Genomic DNA, 19,727 nt, shown 5'->3' with positions numbered 1-19,727 from the left:
GACGGAAAGCTGCCCCCTGCTTCCGCTTGTCCCGCCTTCTCCGCGGCCGGTTACCTGGAAGGCATGTCGACGATCATGACGACGCCCGTCCGCCCGGTCGTCCGGACCGGGGAGCGGCGGGAGATCCGGGTCGCCGTGCACGCGGGTGATCCGCTCGTCCTGGCGGGGTTGCGCAGCGCGCTCGGCGGCGGCCCCGGCATCAGCTTGCGCGAAGACCCGGCGAAGGCCGACGTCCTCGTCGCGGTGGCGGGCGACGACCCGCGGCACATCCCGGTCGGGCCCGCCCGGCTGGTGCTGGTGGCCGATCACCCCAACCAGGCCGAGCTGTGGGCCGCGGTGGAGCGCGGGCTCGCCGTCGTCGTCGCGCGTTCCGAGGCGACGCCGGCGCGGTTGCTGCGCGCGGTCGCCGACGCCCACGCCGGCCGGGGCGATCTGCCCGCCGAGCAGCTCGGCAGTCTGTTGCGCGGGATTTCGCGGCTGCACAAGGAAGTTCTCCAGCCGCGCGAGCTCACGCTCAGTGGGTTGTCGCCCCGCGAGACCGAAGTGCTCCGGTTGCTCGCGGAGGGATTCGACACCGGCGAGATCGCCCGGAGGGTGGCCTACTCCGACCGGACCGTGAAGAACATCCTGCACGGCCTGCTCAGCCGGTTCAATCTGCGCAACCGCACCCATGTCGTGGCGTACGCGCTCCGCGAAGGTCTCATCTGAGCGCCTTCAGATGACCCCTTCCCGGATCGCGTAGGCCACCGCGTGCGACCGGTTCCGCAACCTCAGCCGGTCGGTGACGGCGTAGATGACGTTCTTCACCGTCCGTTCCGAATAGGCGAGTTCGGTCGCGATCTCCTGGGTGTCGAACCCGTCCGCCATCAGGCGGAGGACGTCGATCTCCCGCGAGGACAGCGCGGCGCCCGCCGGTCCGTCCGGTGCGAGCGGTTCCCGGTGGAGCCGCTCGGCCTGGTCGGCCAGCCTGCCGAGGAGCTCGCGCGGCGGATCCACGGCGCGCGACGCGGCGCCGCGGACGCTGTCGGCCACGCGGGAGTCGGTCATCGCCGACCGCGGCAGGATGGCGACCACCTTGCACACCACCGCCGCCGTGAGGCCGCCCTCATCGATCCGGTCGGTCACCAGCACGATCGGCTTGCCGAGTTCGGCGGCGACCGCGCGCAACGCGGTGACCGCGTCGGCCGAAAGCCGGTCGAAGGCGGCGACGACGACATCGGTTTCGGCCCGTGCCCGGCCTGCGGTCACCACCACGGACGCGCGTGTCTCGAGAAGGTCGACCATGCCGGCCTTCGTGATGGGGTCCAGGGCGCAGACGCTCACCCGAACTGTTCGCATGTGTCCGTCTTCCGTCCACTGTGGATCTTCGTTTTGTCAAGGGCCGCAAGGACAAAAAGCGTTGCCCGCATACGCGAGCGGACCTCTTGTACGGTGGGAACCGGGTAGCGGCCCGCCTCGGGTGACCCCCACATCCGGCGGCGGGTCGCTTCCTTTTCACCCGGCTCGCGGCGATTCTCGCCCGCCGTGAACGATACCGGCAACGCGTTCGGCCGTGTCCTGCTTTCCCGGTCAGCCGAGACTGGGCAAAGGGGCAAAAGTGCCTTTGACCTGCGAAGACGCCACTTTGGCATCATTTTGGCGCCAACTTGCCCTTGCGGTGGCGCCATCGTGGTGCCATGATGGCATCATGGACTTGACGCCCTTTGTGGACACCGTTCGCCGGGAACTCGCCGTCGCCGCCGAGGCGGGCGGAGCCGAGGCGAGCGCGCTCGCCGAACGCCTGACCGCGCCGCTCGCGTCGGCCATTCGTCTCGCGCTGCTGGACGCGTTGTCCGCCGCGTCGGACGAGATCACCCGTGACCTCGCGCCGGGTTCGGTCGAGGTCCGGCTGCGTGCCGGGGAAGCCAGCTTCGCCGTCACGCTTCCCGCGGTCGAACAGGCCGCACCTACCGCTCCTGCCGCACCTGTCGCGCCGGAGCCGCCACTGCCGGACGAGGAAGGGGCCACGGCCCGGATCAACTTCCGGCTCCCGGAAAACCTCAAGACACGCGTCGAGGAAGCGGCGGCCGCGCAGGGTCGTTCGGTCAACGCGTGGCTCGTGCGAGCCGCGTCCGCGGCGTTGCAGCCGACGGAGCGGGCCACGCCGCCCGCCCCGATGAGCGGCGGCCATCGCGGCGTCCAGCGTTACACCGGCTGGGTCAGCTAGACCTCCCGGACCAGCACAAACACCGATCACACCACCTCTGAGGGGACAACCATGCCTTCTTTCGCCACCCCGGAACCCATTCTCGCGGACCTCGAACCGGTCGTCGGCAACGTCCGGATCGTCGCCGGGGACCGCACCGACACGGTCGTCGAAGTCGCCCCGCTCGACGAGAACAACGAATCCGACGTCGACGCCGCGAAGCGCACCGTCGTCGAATTCTCCGGCGGCACCTTGACCGTCCGCGCGCCGAAGATGCGCCTGCTCGACTTCTCCAGGCGGACGAGGTCGATCGACGTGACCATCGAACTGCCCGCCGGCTCCCGGGTGCAGGGGAGCACCGGCCCCGGCGACCTGACCGTGGCCGGGCGGATCGGCGCCTGCCGCTACAAATCCGGCACCGGGCACATCCGGCTGGACCGTACCGGTGAGCTGAAACTGCACACCGCGTCCGGGAACATCGTCGTCGAGCACGCCGACGGCAACGCCGACATCAGCACGAGTTCCGGCCGCGTGCAGGTCGGCGCGATCGACGGCACCGCGGTGGTCAAGAACTCCAACGGGCCCACCACCGTCGGGACCGTCGCCGACTCGATCCGCCTCCGCTCGGCCAACGGCGACATCACCGTCGACAAGGCCGAAAGCGGTGTCGAAGCCAAGACCGCCAACGGATCCGTCCGTGTCCTCGACGCGGCCAGGGGCACGCTCACCCTCGAAACGTCGCTGGGGGACGTCGAAATCGGCATCCGCGAGGGCAGTGCGGCCTGGCTCGACGTGAACACCGGCTTCGGCCGCGTCCTCAACGACATGACCGCCTCCACCGCGCCCGGCGACGCGACCGACAAGGTCGAAGTCCACGCCGGTACCGCCGTCGGCGACATCATCGTCCACCGTTCCTGAAGGGAATCCCGATGCGAAACCCGGCCATTTCCGCGACCGGACTGCGCAAGTCCTACGGCGACAAGGTCGTCCTGGACGGCATAGACCTGCATGTCCCGTCCGGCACCGTCTTCTCCTTGCTCGGCCCCAACGGCGCGGGCAAGACCACCACGGTCAACATCCTGTCCACTTTGGTCACTCCGGACGCCGGTGGCGCGACCATCGCCGGAGCCGACCTGGCCACCGACCCGGACGGTGTCCGCGCCGCGATCGGCCTCACCGGCCAGTTCTCCGCGGTGGACAATCTGCTCACCGGCGAGGAAAACCTGTTCCTGATGGCGGATCTGCACCATCTGCCGCGTCGCGAGGGCCGCAGACGTGCCGCCGAACTCCTGGAACGCTTCGAGCTGACCGACGCCGCGAAGAAGACGCCATCGACGTTTTCGGGTGGCATGCGCCGCAAACTCGACCTGGCGATGACGCTGATCGGCGACCCCAAGGTCATCTTCCTCGACGAACCGACCACCGGCCTCGACCCGCGCAGCCGCCGCACGATGTGGCAGATCATCCGCGACCTCGTCGACGGCGGGGTGACGATCTTCCTCACGACGCAGTACCTGGAGGAGGCGGATCAGCTGGCCGACCGGGTCGCCGTACTCGACGGCGGCCGGATCGTCGCGCTCGGCACACCCGACGAACTGAAGCGACGCGTGCCCGGCGGGCACATGCAACTGAAGTTCCCCGACGCGGTCTCGTTGCGTGACGCGACTCGTGTGCTTCAGGTGTCCACTTCGGACGACGAAGCCCTGGCCCTTCGCGTGCCGACTGACGGCACCGTCGCCGCCCTGCGCGCCGTCCTGGACCGGCTCGACGACGAAGCCGTCGCCGTCGACAGCCTCACCGTGCACACGCCCGACCTTGACGACGTGTTCCTCAGCCTCACCGGTCACCGGACCGAAGCGACCAAGGAGATGGCCCGATGAGCAGCCTCGCCCTTTCGGTGCGCGACTCGACGACCATGCTGCGCCGCAACATCCGGCATATGCAACGGTATCCGTCGCTCACCATCATGCTGATCGGCCAGCCGATCGTGTTCCTGCTGCTGTTCGTCTACGTTTTCGGCGGCACACTCGGGAACGGTCTCGGCGGCGGAGGCGGCCGGGCCGAGTACGTCGGCTATGTCACGCCCGCCATCCTGCTCGTCACCGTGTGCAGTGCCGCTCTCGGCACCGCGATCTCGGTGGCGACGGACATGACCGAGGGCATCATCGCGCGGTTCCGCACGATGGCGATCAGCAAGGCCTCGGTCCTGACCGGGCACGTCGTCGGCGCGTTCATCCAGACGGCGTTCGCGCTCGCCGTGGTCTTCGGGGTCACGCTCCTCATCGGCTTCTCCCCGACGGCGGGGGTCGGCGAATGGTTCGCCGTCGTCGGTGTGCTGCTGTTGCTGACCATCGCGCTCACGTGGCTTTCGGTGGCGCTTGGCCTGGCGGCCAAGAGCGTGGAAACGGCCAGCAACACACCGATGATCTTCATGTTGCTGCCGTTCCTCGGCAGTGGATTCGTGCCGACCGATTCGATGCCGGCCTGGCTGCGCTGGTTCGCCGATTACCAGCCGTTCACGCCGGTCATCGAGACCATTCGCGGTCTGCTGCTCGGGACTCCGATCGGCAACAGTGGCTGGTTCGCGATCGGCTGGTGCGTCCTGCTCTCGGTCGTCGGGTATGTGTGGTCGAAGTCCTTGTTCGCCAAGGAACGTGACCGCTGATCTTGGGTTACCACTGGGGGTCGCCCCGGGCCAGGCTTCTTCCGGTCCGGGGCGCTTGGCTTTCGCATTTAGTCGACTAACCGCGTGGACCTCTTCGCATTTAGTCGACTAAATGCGAGTCGCTCAGGGTGATGTGGTGTTGGCGACTGTTTCACCCTTCAGTGTTGTCGGTGCAAGTTTGCTTGTTGCTTAAAATTACGAACACGTGTTCGGTTGATTTGCAGTATTATTGAGGGGTGTCCGAGACCTTCCTCCCCGAGTTGCCGCAGGAACTGTGGCGTGCCGGCAAGCTGGAGCTTGCGCATGGCGTGCAGCAGTTCTTGCAGGTGATTCGCATGGCCACTGCCGGGTTGGGGCAGTTTCTGGCGGAGATCGAGAATCGTGGCGTCAAAGACTTATACGGGCATGGCAGTACGGCGAGCTGGTTCGCGGAGATCGCGGGCTTGTCGCGCGGCGAAGCGGGCGCGGTGGTGAAAAGGGCGCTCGCCCTGAATCCCACCCGGGCTCTGGATGGCACGGAAGTTCCGCCGGTCGCACCGGCGACTGCCGCGGTGGCGGCTCAGGGGTTGGTCGGGGATGAGCGGATCGATCAGATCCTGGAGATCTTGAAGAACCTCCCTGCCGATATTTCTGCCGAGGATCGGGAGAGTGCGGAGAAGATCCTCGCTGACCTTGCCCCGAGTGCCGGCCCTCGGCAGCTCGCCAAGGCCGAGGCGAAACTGCAGGGCTGGCTCAACCCTGACGGCAACGAACCCAAGGACCCCGAACCCAAAGAGCCACGCCGCGAAATCACCCTAGAGCGCCGCAAGGACGGGTTCTGGAAACTGACCGGCCTCCTCGACGACGAGACCGGCACCCGGACCGCCGCCGCCTTGGAAGCGCATGCCCAGCCACGCCCGGTCGATGAGTTCGGCCAGGCGGATCTGCGGATGAAGTGCGAACGCCTGGGAGACGCCTGGGCCGAACTCTTGGACCTGGCGATCGCCTGCCCCGACCAACCGGGGACCAGCGGCTACCGGACTTTGGTGCACGTGACCATCGGACTCGAGGAACTCAAATCCGGTCTCGGGACCGCATGCCTGGACTTCGTGGGGACGATGACGGCGCGGGAAGCCCGGCTCGCCGCTTGCGATTGCCTCATGTTGCCGGTCGTGATGAGCGCCTCGGGTGAGCCGCTAGATATGGGACGCCTGAGACGGTTCGTCACCCCAGGCCAACGACGCGCACTCAACATCCGCGACGGTGGTTGCGCGTTTCCGGGATGTCATCGGAAACCCAAGAACTGCCACGCCCACCACATTCACCACTGGGCAGACGGAGGGCCGACCGATCTTCGGAATCTCGTCCTCCTGTGTGGCTTCCATCATCGCCTGATTCACCATGGTGACTGGCAAGTCCGGATGGCGGCCGATGGGTTACCGGAGTTCATCCCACCCCAATACCGAGATCCGCTCCGACATCCCCGGCGTAACACGCTGCATCACGTCTGACCATCGAGTAGCCCGCCAGCCACCCAGGCGACGGGCCCCTCGGCGTGCCCGCCACCTGAAATGCCCCCGCGGGCTGAACACCTCCAACCGAATACGGAGCCCCCGCACAGCCAACCGGGATTTCCTCGGCATCAGGAAGATGCGGATCGCCACGCGGTCGTGACATCGGATCAGCAGGCGAAATCGTGCCGCGTCCCGCGTACCAGGAACTCCGCGCCGAGAGCCTCGCGCACCCGGTCCATGTCGCGGGCGGTGTTGGCGGTGGTCATGTACGGCAGGAGCGGCGCGGTGGCCGAGGAACCGCATGTCGCGGCGACGGCGGCGACTCGCCGGGCCTCGGTCGTGACGTCGGCCGAGTTCCGGGCGTACCTCGGAATGTTGGTCAGCAGCACACACCGCGGCGCTTCTCCGGACGCGTGCTCGACAGGCGCGAGATCGCGATCTCGATGGTCTTCCCGCCAGGGTTGCGGTAGTCCAGCGGGACCTCGATGACGCCGCATTCCAGGCCGAGACCCGCCGCCTCTTCGGGGCACGGCCCCCATTTCGGCGGGGGCGCCGCCGATGCGATCGCAGGGTCGCCGTGGCGGCCAAGACGGCGACGAGCACGGGGACGAGTCTCGCTCCACTTCGGATGGTCATCGGCGCGGCTCCCAGCGGAAGAGCCGCGTCGCGAGGACGACGGCGACGACGACCCACGCGAGGGTCGGGGCGAGCAGGAGCAGCGAATCGGTGAGTGCCACGCCGCCGTTCCAGGCGTTGACGGCGAGTTCGGTGGCCGAACCCCCGGGCAGCAGGCGTTTGAGCAGCGTCAGCTCGTCGGTGCCGGAGATGCCGACCCAGCTCGCCACCGCGATCACGCCGAGGCTGACCGGCAGGGTGGTCACCTGCGCGTGTTCGGGGGAGTTGGTCAGACCCGCGGTGGCCAGGCCGAGTCCGATCATCATGGCGACGCTGGCGAGCACCGCCGCCACCAGCAGGCCGACGTTGGCGGGCGTGTCGGTGACGACGCCCAGCACGGTCATGATCACGGCCACCTGGACGAGTGAGATGACCGTGACCGGCAGGACCAGCCCGGCCAGGATGGACGCGTCCCCGGCCGCGGTGGAGCGCAGTCGTTTGAGGAACAGGTTCTGCCGTCGTGAGGCAAGCGTGGTCACCGCGCTGGTGTAGAGACCGAACGCGCAGACGGTGAACATCACGATCGCCGCGATGTAGCCGAGGCTGCCGATTTCGGCGAAGACCTCGTGCTGATAGACGAAGAACGCGGAAATGGCTAGGGGCATCACGAAGCTGGTGATTAGGACCGACCGGTTCCGGAAGATCTGGATCAGTTCGCTACGGGCTATCGAGAGCATGACAACTCAGTCCTTCAGTCGTTTTCGATGGCGCGGAACACGTCGTCGAGGCGGGTCGGTCCCGCTTCGAGGTCCGGTAGTTCGATCGCGTGGTCCTGCGCCCACCGGAGCAGGGTGTGCAGGTCCTTCTGCAGCCCGAAGGTCTCGATGACGAACTTCCCGTCGTGTTCCCGCTTGCCCTGCACCGGCAGCGCGGGAGCCGGGGACGGCAGCGAGAACCGGATCACCGAGGGCAGCGTCCGCGTCAGTTCGGCGACCGTGCCCTCCCGGTGGAACGTGCCCCGGTGCATCAGGCCGATGCGGTCGGCGCGCTGCTGTGCCTCTTCCAGGTAATGCGTGGTGAGCACGATCGTCGAGCCGTCCTCGCGCAGGTTGTCGACCGCGTCCCACAGCGCGTCCCGCGACTGGATGTCCAGCCCGGTGGTCGGCTCGTCCAGGAACACCAGCCGCGGCGAGCCGTACACCGCGGTCGCGAAGTCGAGCCGCCGCTTCTCACCGCCCGAAAGCTGGGACACCTTCGTGTCGGCCTTGCGGGTCAGGTCCACGATGCCGAGCACCCGTTCGAGCCGGTCCGTGCGGCGGGTCAGCGCCCCGATCAGGCGAATCGACTCCTTCACCGTCAGATCCGGTGAGAAACCGCTCTCCTGCAACATGACGCCCATCTCGGGGCGGACGGCCGCGCGGTCCCGCGGGCTCTTCCCGAGCACCCGGACGGTGCCCGACGTCGGATTCCGGTGTCCTTCCAGGGTTTCCAAGGTCGAGGTCTTCCCGGCCCCGTTCGTGCCCAGCAGGGCGTAGAACTCGCCTTGCCGGACCTGGAAGGACAGATCCTTCACGGCGTGGAAGTCGCCGTATTTCACGTTCAGACGGTCAACGTCGATCGCTGTCATACCTCGATCTCAGCCGCTCGGACACACCCCGGCCAGTGCGGCCACGTCACGAGGAAACCATGACGTGGTGTCACTGTTGCCCCCGCCGAAGGAGAGCCGATACTGGACTCATGTCTGATGTGGACACCGAGCCGGCGAACGGGCAGCTGCGCAAGCTGAACCTCACCATGTTCGTCCCGCTGCTCGTCGTCGGCGGGGTGATCGTGGTCGCCTCGGATTCGCGGACCTGGTGGCACGCGGTCGTCCTGAGCGTGGGTGTGCTGGCGGCCTTGGTCGCCTTCGTGCGCTGGGCGGCGGGCGAGGTCCTGCGGGTCGCGATCCCGTGCCTGGTGATCACGGCGGCCGTGTGGCCGTTCTCGGTGTTGCTCGTCGGTGGCAGTTCGGCGTTCTTCGGAGTCTTCCTCGTGGGCTCCCTGGTCGTGCCGCAACTGCCGCGCCATCGAATCGCGGCGGCCGTCGCGCTCGTCGGGTACATCGCCGTGGTGGGCGCGCTGAGACTGCTGGTCTCGCACGAGGACGTGCCCGGTGAGCTGGTCAGTTTTGTGTTCGTCCCGGCCGCGATCACCGCTGTCGTGCTCGGCCTGATGTTCCCCAACAAGCGGTTCTACGACGTCGTCAAGGAACTCGAGGAGTCGCGCGAGCGGGAGGCGGAACTGGCCGTGATCAGGGAACGTGTCCGGTTCGCGAGCGATCTGCACGACATCCAAGGCCACACGCTGCACGTCGTGAAACTCAAGACGGCGCTCGCCACGAAACTGGTGGACATCGACGCCGGGCGGGCCAAACAGGAACTGGCGGAGATCCACGCGCTCGTGGCCGACACGATCACTCAGACGAAGGAACTCGCCTACGCCCAGCGCCGGCTCAACCTCTCCGCCGAACTGGAGAACGCCAGGAACCTCTTCGAGGCCGCGGGGATCCGCGTGCGCGTCGACCGGGAGGCGGACGTCGATCCGGCGGCGGGCAGGCTGCTCGGCCAGGTCCTGCGCGAGACCACGACCAACATCCTGCGCCACGCGCAGGCGACCCGTGTGCGGATCACCCTGTCGGAATGGAGCATCAGTATCGTCAACGACGGCGCCCCGCGAACGCCACTGCCCGAACTGCGCGGGCTGGCCGCGCTCGAACAACGCGTCGTCGCCGACGGCGGGGAACTGACGGTGGAACAGGAAGACGGGCGGTTCGTGACGGCGGCGTCCTTCCCGGCCCTGGAGGCACGATGACCACGGTGGTGCTCGCCGACGACGAAGCCTTGCTGCGCAAGGCGATGGCCGCGCTGCTCCCGCTCGAAGGCGAGATCACCGTCCTGGCCGAGGCGGAGAACGGCGAAGAAGCGGTCGAGGCCACCCTGCGGCACGAGCCCGACGTCCTCGTCATCGACCTCGAAATGCCCGGTGTGGACGGGCTCGGCGCGGTCGCGGAGATCCGGCGCACCCGGCCGGACCAGGTCATCCTCATGCTGACCCGGCACGCGAAACCCGGCGTGCTCCGCAAGGCACTCAAACTCGGCGTCCAGGGCTTCGTCAGCAAGGCCGCCGACCCGTCGCACATCACGTTCGTCATCGCCACGCTGCACCAGGGAAAACGCTGGATCGACCCGGACGTCTCCGCGCTCGCCGTCGTCGACGACTGTCCGCTCACCGAGCGGGAGCTGGAGGTGTTGCGGGTGACCGGCGAGGGCTATTCGGTCGCCGAGATCGCCGGACGGCTCCACCTCGCGCAGGGCACCGTGCGCAACTATCTCTCCAACGCCATGCAGAAGACCCAGACGCAGACCCGGCACGAGGCCGCCCGGTACGCTCGCGAGCACGACTGGCTCTAACGCGCCCGCACGTGGGCGCGTTCACCCTGCGGTCCGAACAGGACGAGGGTTTCGACGGCGTGCCCGTCGGCCGAGCCGAGCCAATGCGGGAGCGCGGTGTCGAATTCGGCGGCTTCGCCCGGCGGGAGGACCATGTCGCGGTCGCCGACCACCAGCCGCAACCGTCCATTGAGGACATACACCCATTCGTAGCCGCCGTGGGTCTGCGGCGTGGGTTCCGCCGGCGCGTCCCGGCTGGGGATGAGCATCTTGAACGCCTGCACCCCGCCCGCGCGCCGGGTGAGCGGGAGGAACGTCATGCCGTGGCGGTGAATCGGCTGCAGATGGATCCGCGGATCACCGGTCCGGGGAGCGCCGACGAGGTCGTCGAGCGGTACGCCGTGCACCCGGGCGAGGGGGAGCAGCAGTTCGAGCGTCGGCCGCCGCCCGCCGCTTTCCAGCCGTGACAGGGTGCTTTCCGAGATCCCGGTCGCCGCCGACAGTTCGGCGAGGGTCAGGCCGCGGTGTTTGCGCAGCGCTCGCAACCGCGGGCCGACCGCGTCGAGCACCTCGTCCGTTCCGTCCATGCCCTCGATCTTGCCAGGTCGGCAAGTTTTCGTGCCAAACCGGCGGACCGGCGGCGAAGGTGGCGTCATTGATCGATGGCGCCACCGGGCGCTGAAACGGAGATCCCCATGTTCCACCGAGCCGCCGCGTTCGTCGCGGCCCTCGTCCTGCTGACGGCCTGCGGTTCACCCCCGGCCACCGCCACCCCGCCCCCTGGGTTCCGGCACGAATTCGCCGACGTCGACGGGGTGAGGATGCATTACGTCACCGGCGGCAAGGGCGCGCCGCTCGTGCTGCTGCACGGCTGGCCGCAGACCTGGTACGGCTGGCACCGGGTGATGCCCGCGCTGGCCGAACACTTCACGGTGTACGCCCTCGACCTGCCCGGTCTCGGTGACAGCGACGGCTCGCCACCCGGCTACGACAAGGCGACCCTCGCCCGCTACGTGCACGGCCTCGTCGCCGGACGGCTGGGCCTGCGCGACGCCCGGATCGCCGGCCACGACCTCGGCGCCGCCGTCGCCTTCCAATACGCCGCGCAATTCCCCGGCGATCTCACCAAACTCGCCTATCTCGATCTGCCGCTGCCGGGACCCGCGCTCGACGCGACGGCCTACCGGAACCTGAGCTGGCATATCGCGTTCCACTCGCAGAAGACGATTCCCGAAGCCGTCGTCGGCGACGACGTGCGCGAGTACCTGTCCCTGTTCTATCCCCAGGTCGCCTACTCGGGAACGGCCTTCGGCGGTCCCGGCGCGCCGCCACCGTTCGACGACACGGAGATCGACGAGTACGCCCGCACCTACTCCAGGCCGGAGGTCCTGCACGGCGGCTTCGAGCTCTACCGGACGCTCGGGCAGGACGCGACCGCGAACGCCGGCGCGAAACCCATCGCCACGCCGACTTTGCTGATGACAGCGGAAGGATTGCTCGAACCGCAGAAGGCCACGTTGGCGCCGCGCGTCGCGAATTTGGCCCGCGCGGTCGAGGTGCCGAAAGCGGGACATTGGCTCGCCGAAGAGAATCCGGCGTTCGTCAGTGCCGAACTGATCGGCTTCCTGAAGTAGGTTGCCCGAGATCGAGAACCTTTGCGATGCTTCGCGCATGTCGACGCTGGAAGTCCTCAACCACCCGTTCCGCGAGCAGTTCGAGGTCTTCCTCGACGAGCACCGTCGTGTCCTGGACGAATCCCTGGAAGGGCTGACCGAGGAACAGGCCCGCCGGTCGCTCGTCCCCTCCCGGACGACCCTGCTCGGTCTGGTGAAACACGCGACCTTCGTCGAAAAGGTGTGGTTCGTCGAAGGCATCACCTGCCGTCCGCGGACCGAGATCGGTCTCCCCGAGACGCCCGACGAATCGTTCATCCTCACCGAAGAGGACACGATCGCCTCCGTGCGGCAGGCGTACCGCGAAGCTTGCGAGGTGTCCCGCAAGGCCGCGGCCGCCCTCGACCTGGACGACCTGCTCCACGGGAACCGCCGCGGCCCGCTCCCGCTGCGCTGGGTGTACCTGCACATGCTGCGGGAACTCGCCCAGCACGGTGGGCACGCGGACATCCTGCGGGAACAGATCTTGAGTTCCTAGCGAACGACGATGCCGGAGAGCGGTGGCTCCCCGGCATCGTCGTTTCGTTCGTCAGGAACGGGTCAGCGTGACGCCGTACTTGTTCGCCGCGTCCACGACGGGCTGGTAGTAGGAGTACGAGCCGGTGGCGTTCGCACCTTCGTTGTAGCCGCAGTCGTGGCCGTCGGCGGGGCCGCCGGAGGTCATGCCCTGCGCGGTGTTGCCCGCGATGTAGGCGCCGCCGCTGTCACCGCCCTCGGTGCAGACGGTCGACTTCGCCAGCCCGGTGGTGGCGACGCTTTCGCCGCTGTAGCGCACGGTCTGGTTGTACGCGGTGATCTTGCCGCAGGTCCAGCCGGTGGTGTTGCCCGCCTTGCACAGCGTGGTGCCGACCGGCGCCTTCGAGCTGCCGGTGATCCGCACCGTGGTGCCCATGCGGGTGTCCACGTAGCCGCGGCCGGTGTCTTCGGTGTCGATGTCCATCAGGCCCATGTCGGTCGACGGGAACTGGGTGGCGACACCGCGGCCGATGTGGACGCCGTTGCGGTTGAGGATGTCCGGGTTGCCTTCGACGCAGTGCCCGGCGGTGAGCAGCACGTTGTTGCCGCTGCTGGTGGTGCCGGGGAAGCCGAGCGAGCAGTTGGTGCCCGGGTCGAGGTCCATGATCTGGCCGGGGATGACGTCGGCCTGCGTGGTGTTCCCGTTGGCGACACCGGTCTGGACCGCGACACCCGGCATGGCGGTGAGCCGGCGCACGAGGGCGCTGTCGGCGCCCGGCTGCACGGTGACGACGACCTGGTCGGCCGCGAGTTCCGGACCCCAGGACTGGACCTGGGTGACGTCCTTGCCGATCACCGTGCCGACCTTGGCGGACAGGGCGTTCAGCGCGTTCTCGCCGCGGGCGCCGGTGCGCGGGGTCAGCCCGGCCGAGCGAAGCTCCTTCGCGGAACCGGCGTCGGCGTTCACCACGAGCGCGCCGGCGTTGTCGAAGTAGGCGCCGTCGGTGTGGAGGCCACGATTTCTGACGTTGTCCAGCGACGCGATCAGGTTCTTCTCATGGTCCAGCTTCTGGGCGGCCTGAAGCGGGCTGACCTTGAGCTGGGCGGCGAGCGTCTCGAGCATCGTCTGGTCGTAGGACGTGACCGGCGCGGCGGTCGCCGGGACGGCGAGCGCGCCGATTCCGGCACAGACGCTGAAGAGGGTGAGCATGACGGGTCCGCGAATTCGCATGCGAATTTCCTTCGATAAGGAGGGAACGACGAACCGCCGGAATATGTTCGGAAAGCGCAGGGGACCGGGCGGTTCATCTCGACGTGACGCACAGTACGAGCGCCCGTACGCCATGTCGTAGCGCCGAAAGTAGGATCCGTGATCGCGGACCTACTTTCGTATGCGGAAAGCGCGAATCGCCCGCGTATTCAATTGCGCGGAAGTGTCATTGTCCCAATGGTGTCAGCGAGGTAGGCGTCCAGCGCGGCGGCACCGGAGAGCAGGGCGCGTCCCCTCGCCGCGAGCCGGGCGTGCCAGTCGCGCAGCGTCGACTCGAGCGGAACGACGCCGCCCGCCGAGCGGACCTGGTCGAGCACCGGCGCGATCCGCTCCAGGAGATAGCCACCCCGCCTGAGCTGATGGGTCAGCTTCGCGTCGCGGACGTCGGCCGCGTTGTAGACGCGGTAGCCCGTCCTCGGGTCACGCTCGGGACGGAGGAGGCCCGCCCGTTCCCACTCGCGCAGGGTGGCGGGCCGGACGCCGAGTTTCCGGGACAGCGGGCCGACGAACACCTCGCCCCGTTCCTGCGGCACGGGTTCGAGATCGCGGAGCGCGGCCGTGACGGCCTGGAGGGTGCGGCGGTCGTCGAGCAGTTGCGCGTGGCTTTCGTCGACGAGCCGGAGCGCCTCCTCGACGTCGTCCTGATTGACCGCCCGCATGATCGACGCCGCCGTCGCGTGACCGTGTCCCGGCACCAGGGCGAGGAAGGCACGCAGGGCTCGCGCGTGCAGCGGCGTATAGGTGCGATAGCCCTGCGGCCCGCGTTCGGCGGCGGGGAGGATGCCGTCCGCCTCGTAGTTGCGGACCGCCTGTGCGGACAGGCCGTGCTCGCGCGCGAGGTCGACCGGCCTGAGCCGCTCACGGGTTCGAAGGTTCCGGCCCACCGCCCCACGATATTCGGTCTACCGGTCGCGCGCGGATTCCGCCCGCCGCTCGTACCGGGCGCGGGCCAGCCGATAGGCCGTTTCGAGCAGTTCGCGAGTGGCCGTTTCGGTGTTCGACGCCGGGTTCACCACCGCCAGCCAGCCCGCGTTCCCGTACACGGGATGGGCGATCAGGACGTCGGTGTCGGCGGGGTTCTGGCCAAGATCGCGGGCGAACTCCTTCTTGCCGGCGTGGATGTTCACGCGGAAGGTGTCCGGGCGGTCCAGCCGCGAGGTCTCGTCGCCGGGGTAGTTCTTGGTCACGATGGTCGCGAAGGGCTGGACGTTGGTCGGGACGACGCCGTCGGGGGAGTAGTAGAAGAACGCGTCGCCCCAGCTGAGCTCCGGCCATTCGTCACCCGGCCCCGGGGTGAGGGTCAGGACGCCGTCGAGGCCCGAGACGAGGCCGATGATCTCTTCGATGGTCATGTGCTCAAGCGTGGCATTAAAGTGCTTGTGGAGGGTTCGAGCGCGGTTTCGACGGAGTGAAGGTGTCAAGTCTCAAATCGATGCGCACCGCGGAGGTCGCCCGCCTGGCGGGGTACTCCGTCCAGCAGGTGCGCAACCTCGAACGCGACGGCGTGCTCCCGGCGGCGTCGCGGACGGCTTCGGGCTACCGGAGCTACGGCGAGATCCACCTCCGGTCCGCGCTGGCCTATCGCGCGCTCGCCGCCGCGGTGGGGCCGGTCGAGGCCAAGAAGATCGTCCGCGCCGTGCACCGGGATCCGCTCCCCGAGGTCCTCGCGCGCCTCGACGCGGCCCACGCCGGGCTCGACGCCGAACGCGCGGATCTCCGGGACGCCAGGGAAGCCGTCCGGGTGATCTCCGGGGAACCGATCGAAGACGTGCGCGGCTCGGACTCGATGAGCGTCTCCGAACTCGCGTCGGCGCTCGGCGTGCGCCCGTCGACCCTGCGGCACTGGGACACGGAACGGCTCGTCGTGCCCGGCCGCGATCAGCGGGGGACGCGGCGGTACACGCCGTCCCAGGTGCGGGACGCGCGGATCGTGCACCAGCTGCGGCTGGCGGGCTACCGTGTCGCGCCCCTGCGCGCGCTGATGCCGGAATTGCGACGATCCCGGCGGCTGGAGGACGTCGCTGCCGCGCTCGCCGCCAGGGACGCCGGGATCACGGCCCGCTCGCGGGCGCTCTTCGACGGCACGGCCGCGCTTTCCCGCCTCGTGAGTGGCGAGGACCGGGTCAGGCGCTGGGAGTCCGTTCCCGCAGGGTCGTGAGCGCCTTGTCGGCGTGGACGTCGAATTTCAGCTCGCTCTTGATCACCGCGAGGATCCGGCGGTCGGTGTCGATCACGAAGGTGCGCCGCTTGGCGTGCAGCGGGCTGAAGCGGCGCCAGACGCCGAAGAGTTTGGCGACTTCTCCGTCCACATCGGACAGAAGTGGGTAGTCGAATCCGTGCAGGGTGGAGAATTGCCGCTGCTTGGTGATCCCGTCCGGGCTGATCCCGACGCGGTGGGCGCCGACCTCGCGGAACTCCGCGGCAAGATCGCGGAAGTGGCAGCTCTCGGCCGTGCAGCCCCCGGTCATCGCGGCGGGGTAGAAGAACAGCACGACCGGGCCGGTGGCCAGGAACTCCGACAGCGTGCGGTCCTGGCCGGTGTCGTCGGGCAGGGTGAAGTCCGGGACGAGGTCTCCTTGATCCATGTCCGGTATTCGGAGCCGCGGGCGCGCCGGATCGGTTCCGGCGCGAATTCGATCCGTGGCCGGGGCGCGAAACGGATATCGTCGCGGCATGTCCTCTCGCAAAGTGGGAACCCAGCGCGCCTTCGACGCGGCCGCCGCCGATTTCGCCGCACTCGGGCGGCATCTGTGGGAACCGATCGGTGCGGCCACGGTGGCCGCCGCCGGGCTCGCCGAGGGAGATCGTGTCCTCGACGCCTGCTGCGGCACCGGGGCTTCGGCGATTCCGGCGGCGCACGCGGTCGGCGCAGGAGGTGTGGTGGACGCGCTCGACCTCTCCGGGCCGATGATCGGCGAGCTGCGCCGTCTTGCGGCAGGCTTGCCGCAGTTGCGCGCGCACGAGGCCGACGCGACGGCGTGGGACACCGGCGGCTACGACGTCGTGCAGTCCGCGCTCGGCATCTTCTTCTTCCCCGACATGACGGACGGGACCGAGCGCCTGATCGCCAGGGCCCGCTCCGGCGGCCGGGCCGTCTTCACGATCTGGTGCGGCGGGGCCATGGTGGCCGCGGGCCGTCATCTCGGCCGGGCGGTCGCGGCGGTGACCGAGTCCGCGCCGCCGCCGGAGCGTGAACCGAGCCTGATCGATCGCATCGACCAGGCGGGTCCTTACGCCGCGTGGCTTTCCGAGCGGAATCTGTCCGATGTGGACGTCGTGGTCAACGAACTGCGGCTGACCATGACGCCGGAGATCGCCTGGCTGGTCGTCATCGGCTCCGGCTTCCGGGGTCTGCTCGACGGCCTGGAGCCCGACGTCGTCGAGCGGGTGCGCGAGCGCTATCTCGAGTCCTTGCGCGCCGACGGGCTGACCGAACTCGACGCCACCACCCTGATCGGCTCCGGCACCGTCCGCTGACGGGCGCGGCCCTTTCGGTGTACAGTCGTTCACTCAAACCGGGGTGAACGGCGGGACACGGGTGCGATCAGACAACGACTCCTCTGTTCGGGGCCGCGGGCAAGGGCCGTTCGGCTCCTGGCTGCTCGGCCCGCTCGCTCAGGACCCGGCCGTCTTGCGCCGTCGCGTCCAGGGGTTGCTCACCGGGACGCTGATCGCGACCAACGTCATCGGCGCGCTGGTCGTGGTCGGGCTGGCGGCGCTGCTCATGCCCGCTCCCGGCATGTCCGGCGAACTCATCCGGGTGACCGCGATCGCGGTCCCGGTGTACGTGGTCTCCGCCGTGGTGGTGGGTGCGCTGTGGGGCACCCGCGGCGCGCTGCGGACGTTGAGGTGGGCGGCCGAGGGCCGGACGCCGACCGACGAAGAACGCGCGTCGAGCCTCCGGGTCCCGCTGCGCCTGACGCTGGTCCAGGCGGTGTTGTGGGGTATCGCGACCGTGGTGTTCGGCGTGCTGGCCGCGCTGGTGCAGCCGCGGGTCGTGCTCACCGAACTGCTCGTCGTCGCGTTCGCGGGAGTGGTCGTCTGTGCGATCGCCTACCTGGCCGGGGAATTCATCCTCCGGCCGTACGCGGCGCTGGCGTTGTCCGGCACGGCGCCGGCGCGGCCGCTCAGCGGCGGGGTGAACCTGCGGATGCTGCTGTTCTGGTGCCTCGGCACCGGGGTGCCGGTGGCGGGGCTGGTGGTCACGGCGGTGCTGGCGTGGGCGCGCGGCGACGTGTCGACGACGAAACTCGCCGTCTCGGTGATCGCCCTGGGGCTGGTGGTGCTCGTCTTCGGACTGCTGGTGACGGTGTTCACCGCCCGCGCCGTGGTGAACCCGATCCGGTCGGTGCAGCACGCGCTGGGCCGGGTCCGTGCCGGTGACTTCACCGTCGAGATCCCGGTCTACGACGGCACCGAACTCGGTCTGCTGCAAGCGGGTTTCAACGGGATGGCCGCCGGTCTCGCCGAACGCGAACGTTTGCGGGACCTGTTCGGCAGGCATGTCGGCGAGGACGTCGCGAGCGAGGCGATGCGCACGTCGGCCGAACTCGGCGGCACGGTCCGGACGGTGTCGGTGCTCTTCGTCGACCTGATCGGCTCGACCGCGCTGGCCGCGAGCCGTCCGCCCGAGGAGGTCGTCGGCCTGCTCAACCGGTTCTTCGCGGTGGTGGTCGACGAGGTCGACCGCAACCACGGGCTGGTCAACAAGTTCGTCGGCGACGCCGCGCTCGCGATCTTCGGCGCGCCGGTGCGGCTGGAGGACCACGCGACCCTCGCGCTGTCCGCGGGACGGGCGATCGCGCGCAGGCTGGCGGCGGAGGTGCCGGAATGCCCGGCCGGGATCGGCGTGGCGACGGGTGCGGTGGTCGCCGGGAACGTCGGCGACCCGCGGCGGTTCGAGTACACGGTGATCGGCGATCCGGTGAACGAAGCGGCCAGGCTCACCGAGCTGGCGAAGAACGTCGAAGCCCGGCTGCTCGCTTCGTGGACGGCGATCGAGTCGGCCGCCGAAGCCGAAGCCGCGCAGTGGAAGGCGACGGAGGACGTCACCTTGCGGGGCCGGTCCCGGCCCACCACGCTCGCGACACCCGTGGCGGATTCACAGCCTTTGTGAAGGCGCCGTGAATCTTGCGCGGTAGCCCGGACTCCGCCGGTGGTGGACCGTGAACGATCACAGCGGCTCCTTCGCGCCTGGTGAGGGCGTTGTCCCCGCCGCCGGGGCGGCGCACGGTGATCTCCCCACCCCCGTGTCAAAGGAGACATCTGTGAAGAGCCTTTCGAGGGCCGTGCTGGCGACCGGAGCCGCCGTCTTCGCGCTGAGCATGCTGCCCGCCACCGCGTTGGCGCAGTCCGGCGACGGGGACCGGCCCAGCGGCCTGATCAAGACCCAGACCCACACTCAAGTGCGGGAGATCGCGCCGGTGGCCGGGACCGCGACGACGGTCGCCGCGACGGCCGCGTCCAAGCAGCTGAACTACACCCAGCAGGTGCAGCAGTACAACCAATGGTGCTGGGCCGCCGACGGTTCGAGCATCGAGCGGTCGCTGGGCGGCACCGCCACCCAGGCCCAGTTCTGCGCCGCGGGCAAGGGAACCTCGGCCGGGTACTGCCCGAACCAGCCGGCCCAGATCTACGAGATCGTCCGCGGTTTCCGCGGCACCGGCTTCTCCGCGCAGGACGCGGGCGGCCCGATCGGCTTCAGCTCGGTCGTCAGCCAGATCGACTCCGGGATCCTGAACCTGACGGGTATCTACTGGACCTCCGGCGGTGGCCACGCCGAGGTGATCTACGGCTACGACTCGGCGAACCAGTCGATCATGGTCGGCGACCCGTGGCCCACCTACCAGCGCTACCAGACCTGGAACTACAACCAGTACCGCAGCAACGGCCAGTTCCGCTGGAACGACACCATCGTCAACATCCGGAAGGGCTGAGGCGCG

22 protein-coding genes and 1 pseudogene are annotated in these 19,727 nt (G+C 68.9%); 14 read left to right on the top strand and 9 right to left on the bottom strand.

Annotation, left to right across the window (positions count from 1 at the left end):
- The first annotated feature begins 63 nt into the window (after positions 1-63).
- On the top strand, positions 64-708 hold the full coding sequence (locus DMC64_RS21795) for a LuxR C-terminal-related transcriptional regulator (protein ID WP_125735021.1): 645 nt from the start codon (positions 64-66) through the stop codon (positions 706-708).
- A gap of 6 nt (positions 709-714) precedes the next feature.
- Here DMC64_RS21795 and DMC64_RS21790 read toward each other — a convergent pair whose 3' ends face one another.
- Complete coding sequence (locus tag DMC64_RS21790; RefSeq protein WP_125735020.1) at positions 715-1,284, bottom strand: LuxR C-terminal-related transcriptional regulator; 570 nt, start codon at positions 1,282-1,284, stop codon at positions 715-717.
- 403 nt (positions 1,285-1,687) lie between these two features.
- Here DMC64_RS21790 and DMC64_RS21785 point away from each other — a divergent pair, with 403 nt between their 5' ends.
- The 5 genes from DMC64_RS21785 to DMC64_RS21765 all read left to right on the top strand — a co-directional run bounded on the left by DMC64_RS21785 (position 1,688) and on the right by DMC64_RS21765 (position 6,340).
- Positions 1,688-2,206, top strand: a complete 519-nt coding sequence (locus tag DMC64_RS21785) for a toxin-antitoxin system HicB family antitoxin (protein WP_199755053.1) — start codon at positions 1,688-1,690, stop codon at positions 2,204-2,206.
- Positions 2,207-2,257: 51 nt separating this feature from the next.
- Complete coding sequence (locus DMC64_RS21780; protein ID WP_125735019.1) at positions 2,258-3,103, top strand: DUF4097 family beta strand repeat-containing protein; 846 nt, start codon at positions 2,258-2,260, stop codon at positions 3,101-3,103.
- A gap of 11 nt (positions 3,104-3,114) precedes the next feature.
- Positions 3,115-4,065 (top strand): ATP-binding cassette domain-containing protein, encoded by a 951-nt coding sequence (locus tag DMC64_RS21775; protein WP_125735018.1) that lies wholly within the window; start codon positions 3,115-3,117, stop codon positions 4,063-4,065.
- Positions 4,062-4,850, top strand: coding sequence for an ABC transporter permease (locus DMC64_RS21770; protein ID WP_125735017.1), 789 nt, complete (start codon positions 4,062-4,064; stop codon positions 4,848-4,850). Before DMC64_RS21775 ends, DMC64_RS21770 begins: the two co-directional genes overlap by 4 nt.
- Positions 4,851-5,086: 236 nt before the next feature.
- The gene (locus DMC64_RS21765; protein ID WP_125735016.1) at positions 5,087-6,340 is read left to right on the top strand and encodes an HNH endonuclease signature motif containing protein; all 1,254 of its coding nucleotides are present in this window, start codon (positions 5,087-5,089) and stop codon (positions 6,338-6,340) included.
- A gap of 215 nt (positions 6,341-6,555) precedes the next feature.
- Here the strand turns inward: DMC64_RS21765 and DMC64_RS21760 are convergent.
- The 3 genes and pseudogenes from DMC64_RS21760 to DMC64_RS21750 form a co-directional block, all read right to left on the bottom strand.
- Positions 6,556-6,979: pseudogene (locus DMC64_RS21760) on the bottom strand (alpha/beta hydrolase); the annotation flags it as partial.
- Positions 6,976-7,695 (bottom strand): ABC transporter permease, encoded by a 720-nt coding sequence (locus DMC64_RS21755; protein WP_125735015.1) that lies wholly within the window; start codon positions 7,693-7,695, stop codon positions 6,976-6,978. The pseudogene DMC64_RS21760 and the gene DMC64_RS21755, both read right to left, overlap by 4 nt.
- A 14-nt stretch (positions 7,696-7,709) precedes the next feature.
- Positions 7,710-8,585 (bottom strand): ABC transporter ATP-binding protein, encoded by an 876-nt coding sequence (locus DMC64_RS21750; RefSeq protein ID WP_125735014.1) that lies wholly within the window; start codon positions 8,583-8,585, stop codon positions 7,710-7,712.
- Between the two features lie 119 nt (positions 8,586-8,704).
- On the opposite strand from DMC64_RS21750, the gene DMC64_RS21745 reads away from it, so the two are divergent.
- A complete protein-coding gene (locus DMC64_RS21745; RefSeq protein WP_125735123.1) occupies positions 8,705-9,808 on the top strand; it encodes a sensor histidine kinase in 1,104 nt (367 codons plus the stop codon).
- Positions 9,805-10,407: a response regulator transcription factor gene (locus DMC64_RS21740; protein WP_037345277.1), complete on the top strand. Its 603-nt coding sequence runs from the start codon at positions 9,805-9,807 to the stop codon at positions 10,405-10,407. The genes DMC64_RS21745 and DMC64_RS21740 overlap by 4 nt, the downstream gene beginning before the upstream one ends.
- Here the strand turns inward: DMC64_RS21740 and DMC64_RS21735 are convergent.
- On the bottom strand, positions 10,404-10,973 hold the full coding sequence (locus DMC64_RS21735) for a helix-turn-helix domain-containing protein (protein ID WP_125735013.1): 570 nt from the start codon (positions 10,971-10,973) through the stop codon (positions 10,404-10,406). The genes DMC64_RS21740 and DMC64_RS21735 overlap by 4 nt on opposite strands.
- Before the next feature lie 108 nt (positions 10,974-11,081).
- Here DMC64_RS21735 and DMC64_RS21730 point away from each other — a divergent pair, with 108 nt between their 5' ends.
- Both DMC64_RS21730 and DMC64_RS21725 read left to right on the top strand, forming a co-directional pair.
- Positions 11,082-12,020 carry an alpha/beta fold hydrolase gene (locus DMC64_RS21730; RefSeq protein WP_125735012.1) on the top strand — a complete coding sequence of 313 codons (939 nt, stop codon included), beginning with the start codon at positions 11,082-11,084 and terminating at the stop codon, positions 12,018-12,020.
- A 37-nt stretch (positions 12,021-12,057) separates the two neighbouring features.
- Entirely contained in the window at positions 12,058-12,537 is a 480-nt protein-coding gene (locus DMC64_RS21725) for a DinB family protein (RefSeq protein WP_037345282.1), read from the top strand.
- Positions 12,538-12,588: 51 nt separating this feature from the next.
- Here the strand turns inward: DMC64_RS21725 and DMC64_RS21720 are convergent, their stop codons facing one another.
- The 3 genes from DMC64_RS21720 to DMC64_RS21710 form a co-directional block, all read right to left on the bottom strand.
- Positions 12,589-13,746 carry a S1 family peptidase gene (locus DMC64_RS21720; RefSeq protein WP_125735011.1) on the bottom strand — a complete coding sequence of 386 codons (1,158 nt, stop codon included), beginning with the start codon at positions 13,744-13,746 and terminating at the stop codon, positions 12,589-12,591.
- A 188-nt stretch (positions 13,747-13,934) separates the two neighbouring features.
- Positions 13,935-14,669 carry a MerR family transcriptional regulator gene (locus DMC64_RS21715; RefSeq protein WP_125735010.1) on the bottom strand — a complete coding sequence of 245 codons (735 nt, stop codon included), beginning with the start codon at positions 14,667-14,669 and terminating at the stop codon, positions 13,935-13,937.
- An 18-nt stretch (positions 14,670-14,687) separates the two neighbouring features.
- A complete protein-coding gene (locus DMC64_RS21710; RefSeq protein ID WP_125735009.1) occupies positions 14,688-15,137 on the bottom strand; it encodes a DUF6194 family protein in 450 nt (149 codons plus the stop codon).
- Between the two features lie 62 nt (positions 15,138-15,199).
- Here DMC64_RS21710 and DMC64_RS21705 point away from each other — a divergent pair, with 62 nt between their 5' ends.
- Entirely contained in the window at positions 15,200-15,943 is a 744-nt protein-coding gene (locus tag DMC64_RS21705) for a MerR family transcriptional regulator (RefSeq protein WP_233629757.1), read from the top strand.
- On the opposite strand, the gene DMC64_RS21700 is transcribed toward DMC64_RS21705, so the two are convergent.
- Complete coding sequence (locus DMC64_RS21700) at positions 15,909-16,370, bottom strand: peroxiredoxin (RefSeq protein ID WP_125735008.1); 462 nt, start codon at positions 16,368-16,370, stop codon at positions 15,909-15,911. The two genes, DMC64_RS21705 and DMC64_RS21700, sit on opposite strands and share 35 nt — an antisense overlap.
- A gap of 88 nt (positions 16,371-16,458) precedes the next feature.
- Here DMC64_RS21700 and DMC64_RS21695 point away from each other — a divergent pair, with 88 nt between their 5' ends.
- The 3 genes from DMC64_RS21695 to DMC64_RS21685 all read left to right on the top strand — a co-directional run bounded on the left by DMC64_RS21695 (position 16,459) and on the right by DMC64_RS21685 (position 19,721).
- Positions 16,459-17,262, top strand: coding sequence for a class I SAM-dependent methyltransferase (locus tag DMC64_RS21695; protein WP_125735007.1), 804 nt, complete (start codon positions 16,459-16,461; stop codon positions 17,260-17,262).
- A gap of 61 nt (positions 17,263-17,323) precedes the next feature.
- On the top strand, positions 17,324-18,901 hold the full coding sequence (locus tag DMC64_RS21690) for an adenylate/guanylate cyclase domain-containing protein (protein ID WP_125735006.1): 1,578 nt from the start codon (positions 17,324-17,326) through the stop codon (positions 18,899-18,901).
- Between the two features lie 151 nt (positions 18,902-19,052).
- Complete coding sequence (locus DMC64_RS21685) at positions 19,053-19,721, top strand: papain-like cysteine protease family protein (protein ID WP_125735005.1); 669 nt, start codon at positions 19,053-19,055, stop codon at positions 19,719-19,721.
- The last annotated feature ends 6 nt before the right edge of the window (positions 19,722-19,727 follow it).

Source organism: Amycolatopsis sp. WAC 04197 (assembly GCF_003947475.1).
Classification (GTDB): Bacteria; Actinomycetota; Actinomycetes; order Mycobacteriales; family Pseudonocardiaceae; genus Amycolatopsis; species Amycolatopsis japonica.
This window is presented reverse-complemented; position numbering and strand designations above follow the sequence as displayed.

What these genes read in the sequence shown, in the direction of transcription:
- DMC64_RS21780 (WP_125735019.1), top strand. Translation starts at nt 2,258, where the DNA reads ATGCCTTCTTTCGCCACCCCGGAACCCATTCTCGCGGACCTCGAACCG.
- DMC64_RS21790 (WP_125735020.1), bottom strand. Translation starts at nt 1,284, where the DNA reads ATGGTCGACCTTCTCGAGACACGCGCGTCCGTGGTGGTGACCGCAGGC.
- DMC64_RS21730 (WP_125735012.1), top strand. Translation starts at nt 11,082, where the DNA reads ATGTTCCACCGAGCCGCCGCGTTCGTCGCGGCCCTCGTCCTGCTGACG.
- DMC64_RS21750 (WP_125735014.1), bottom strand. Translation starts at nt 8,585, where the DNA reads ATGACAGCGATCGACGTTGACCGTCTGAACGTGAAATACGGCGACTTC.
- DMC64_RS21695 (WP_125735007.1), top strand. Translation starts at nt 16,459, where the DNA reads ATGTCCTCTCGCAAAGTGGGAACCCAGCGCGCCTTCGACGCGGCCGCC.
- DMC64_RS21725 (WP_037345282.1), top strand. Translation starts at nt 12,058, where the DNA reads ATGTCGACGCTGGAAGTCCTCAACCACCCGTTCCGCGAGCAGTTCGAG.
- DMC64_RS21740 (WP_037345277.1), top strand. Translation starts at nt 9,805, where the DNA reads ATGACCACGGTGGTGCTCGCCGACGACGAAGCCTTGCTGCGCAAGGCG.
- DMC64_RS21700 (WP_125735008.1), bottom strand. Translation starts at nt 16,370, where the DNA reads ATGGATCAAGGAGACCTCGTCCCGGACTTCACCCTGCCCGACGACACC.
- DMC64_RS21795 (WP_125735021.1), top strand. Translation starts at nt 64, where the DNA reads ATGTCGACGATCATGACGACGCCCGTCCGCCCGGTCGTCCGGACCGGG.
- DMC64_RS21770 (WP_125735017.1), top strand. Translation starts at nt 4,062, where the DNA reads ATGAGCAGCCTCGCCCTTTCGGTGCGCGACTCGACGACCATGCTGCGC.
- DMC64_RS21755 (WP_125735015.1), bottom strand. Translation starts at nt 7,695, where the DNA reads ATGCTCTCGATAGCCCGTAGCGAACTGATCCAGATCTTCCGGAACCGG.
- DMC64_RS21735 (WP_125735013.1), bottom strand. Translation starts at nt 10,973, where the DNA reads ATGGACGGAACGGACGAGGTGCTCGACGCGGTCGGCCCGCGGTTGCGA.
- DMC64_RS21710 (WP_125735009.1), bottom strand. Translation starts at nt 15,137, where the DNA reads ATGACCATCGAAGAGATCATCGGCCTCGTCTCGGGCCTCGACGGCGTC.
- DMC64_RS21785 (WP_199755053.1), top strand. Translation starts at nt 1,688, where the DNA reads ATGGACTTGACGCCCTTTGTGGACACCGTTCGCCGGGAACTCGCCGTC.
- DMC64_RS21775 (WP_125735018.1), top strand. Translation starts at nt 3,115, where the DNA reads ATGCGAAACCCGGCCATTTCCGCGACCGGACTGCGCAAGTCCTACGGC.
- DMC64_RS21720 (WP_125735011.1), bottom strand. Translation starts at nt 13,746, where the DNA reads ATGCGAATTCGCGGACCCGTCATGCTCACCCTCTTCAGCGTCTGTGCC.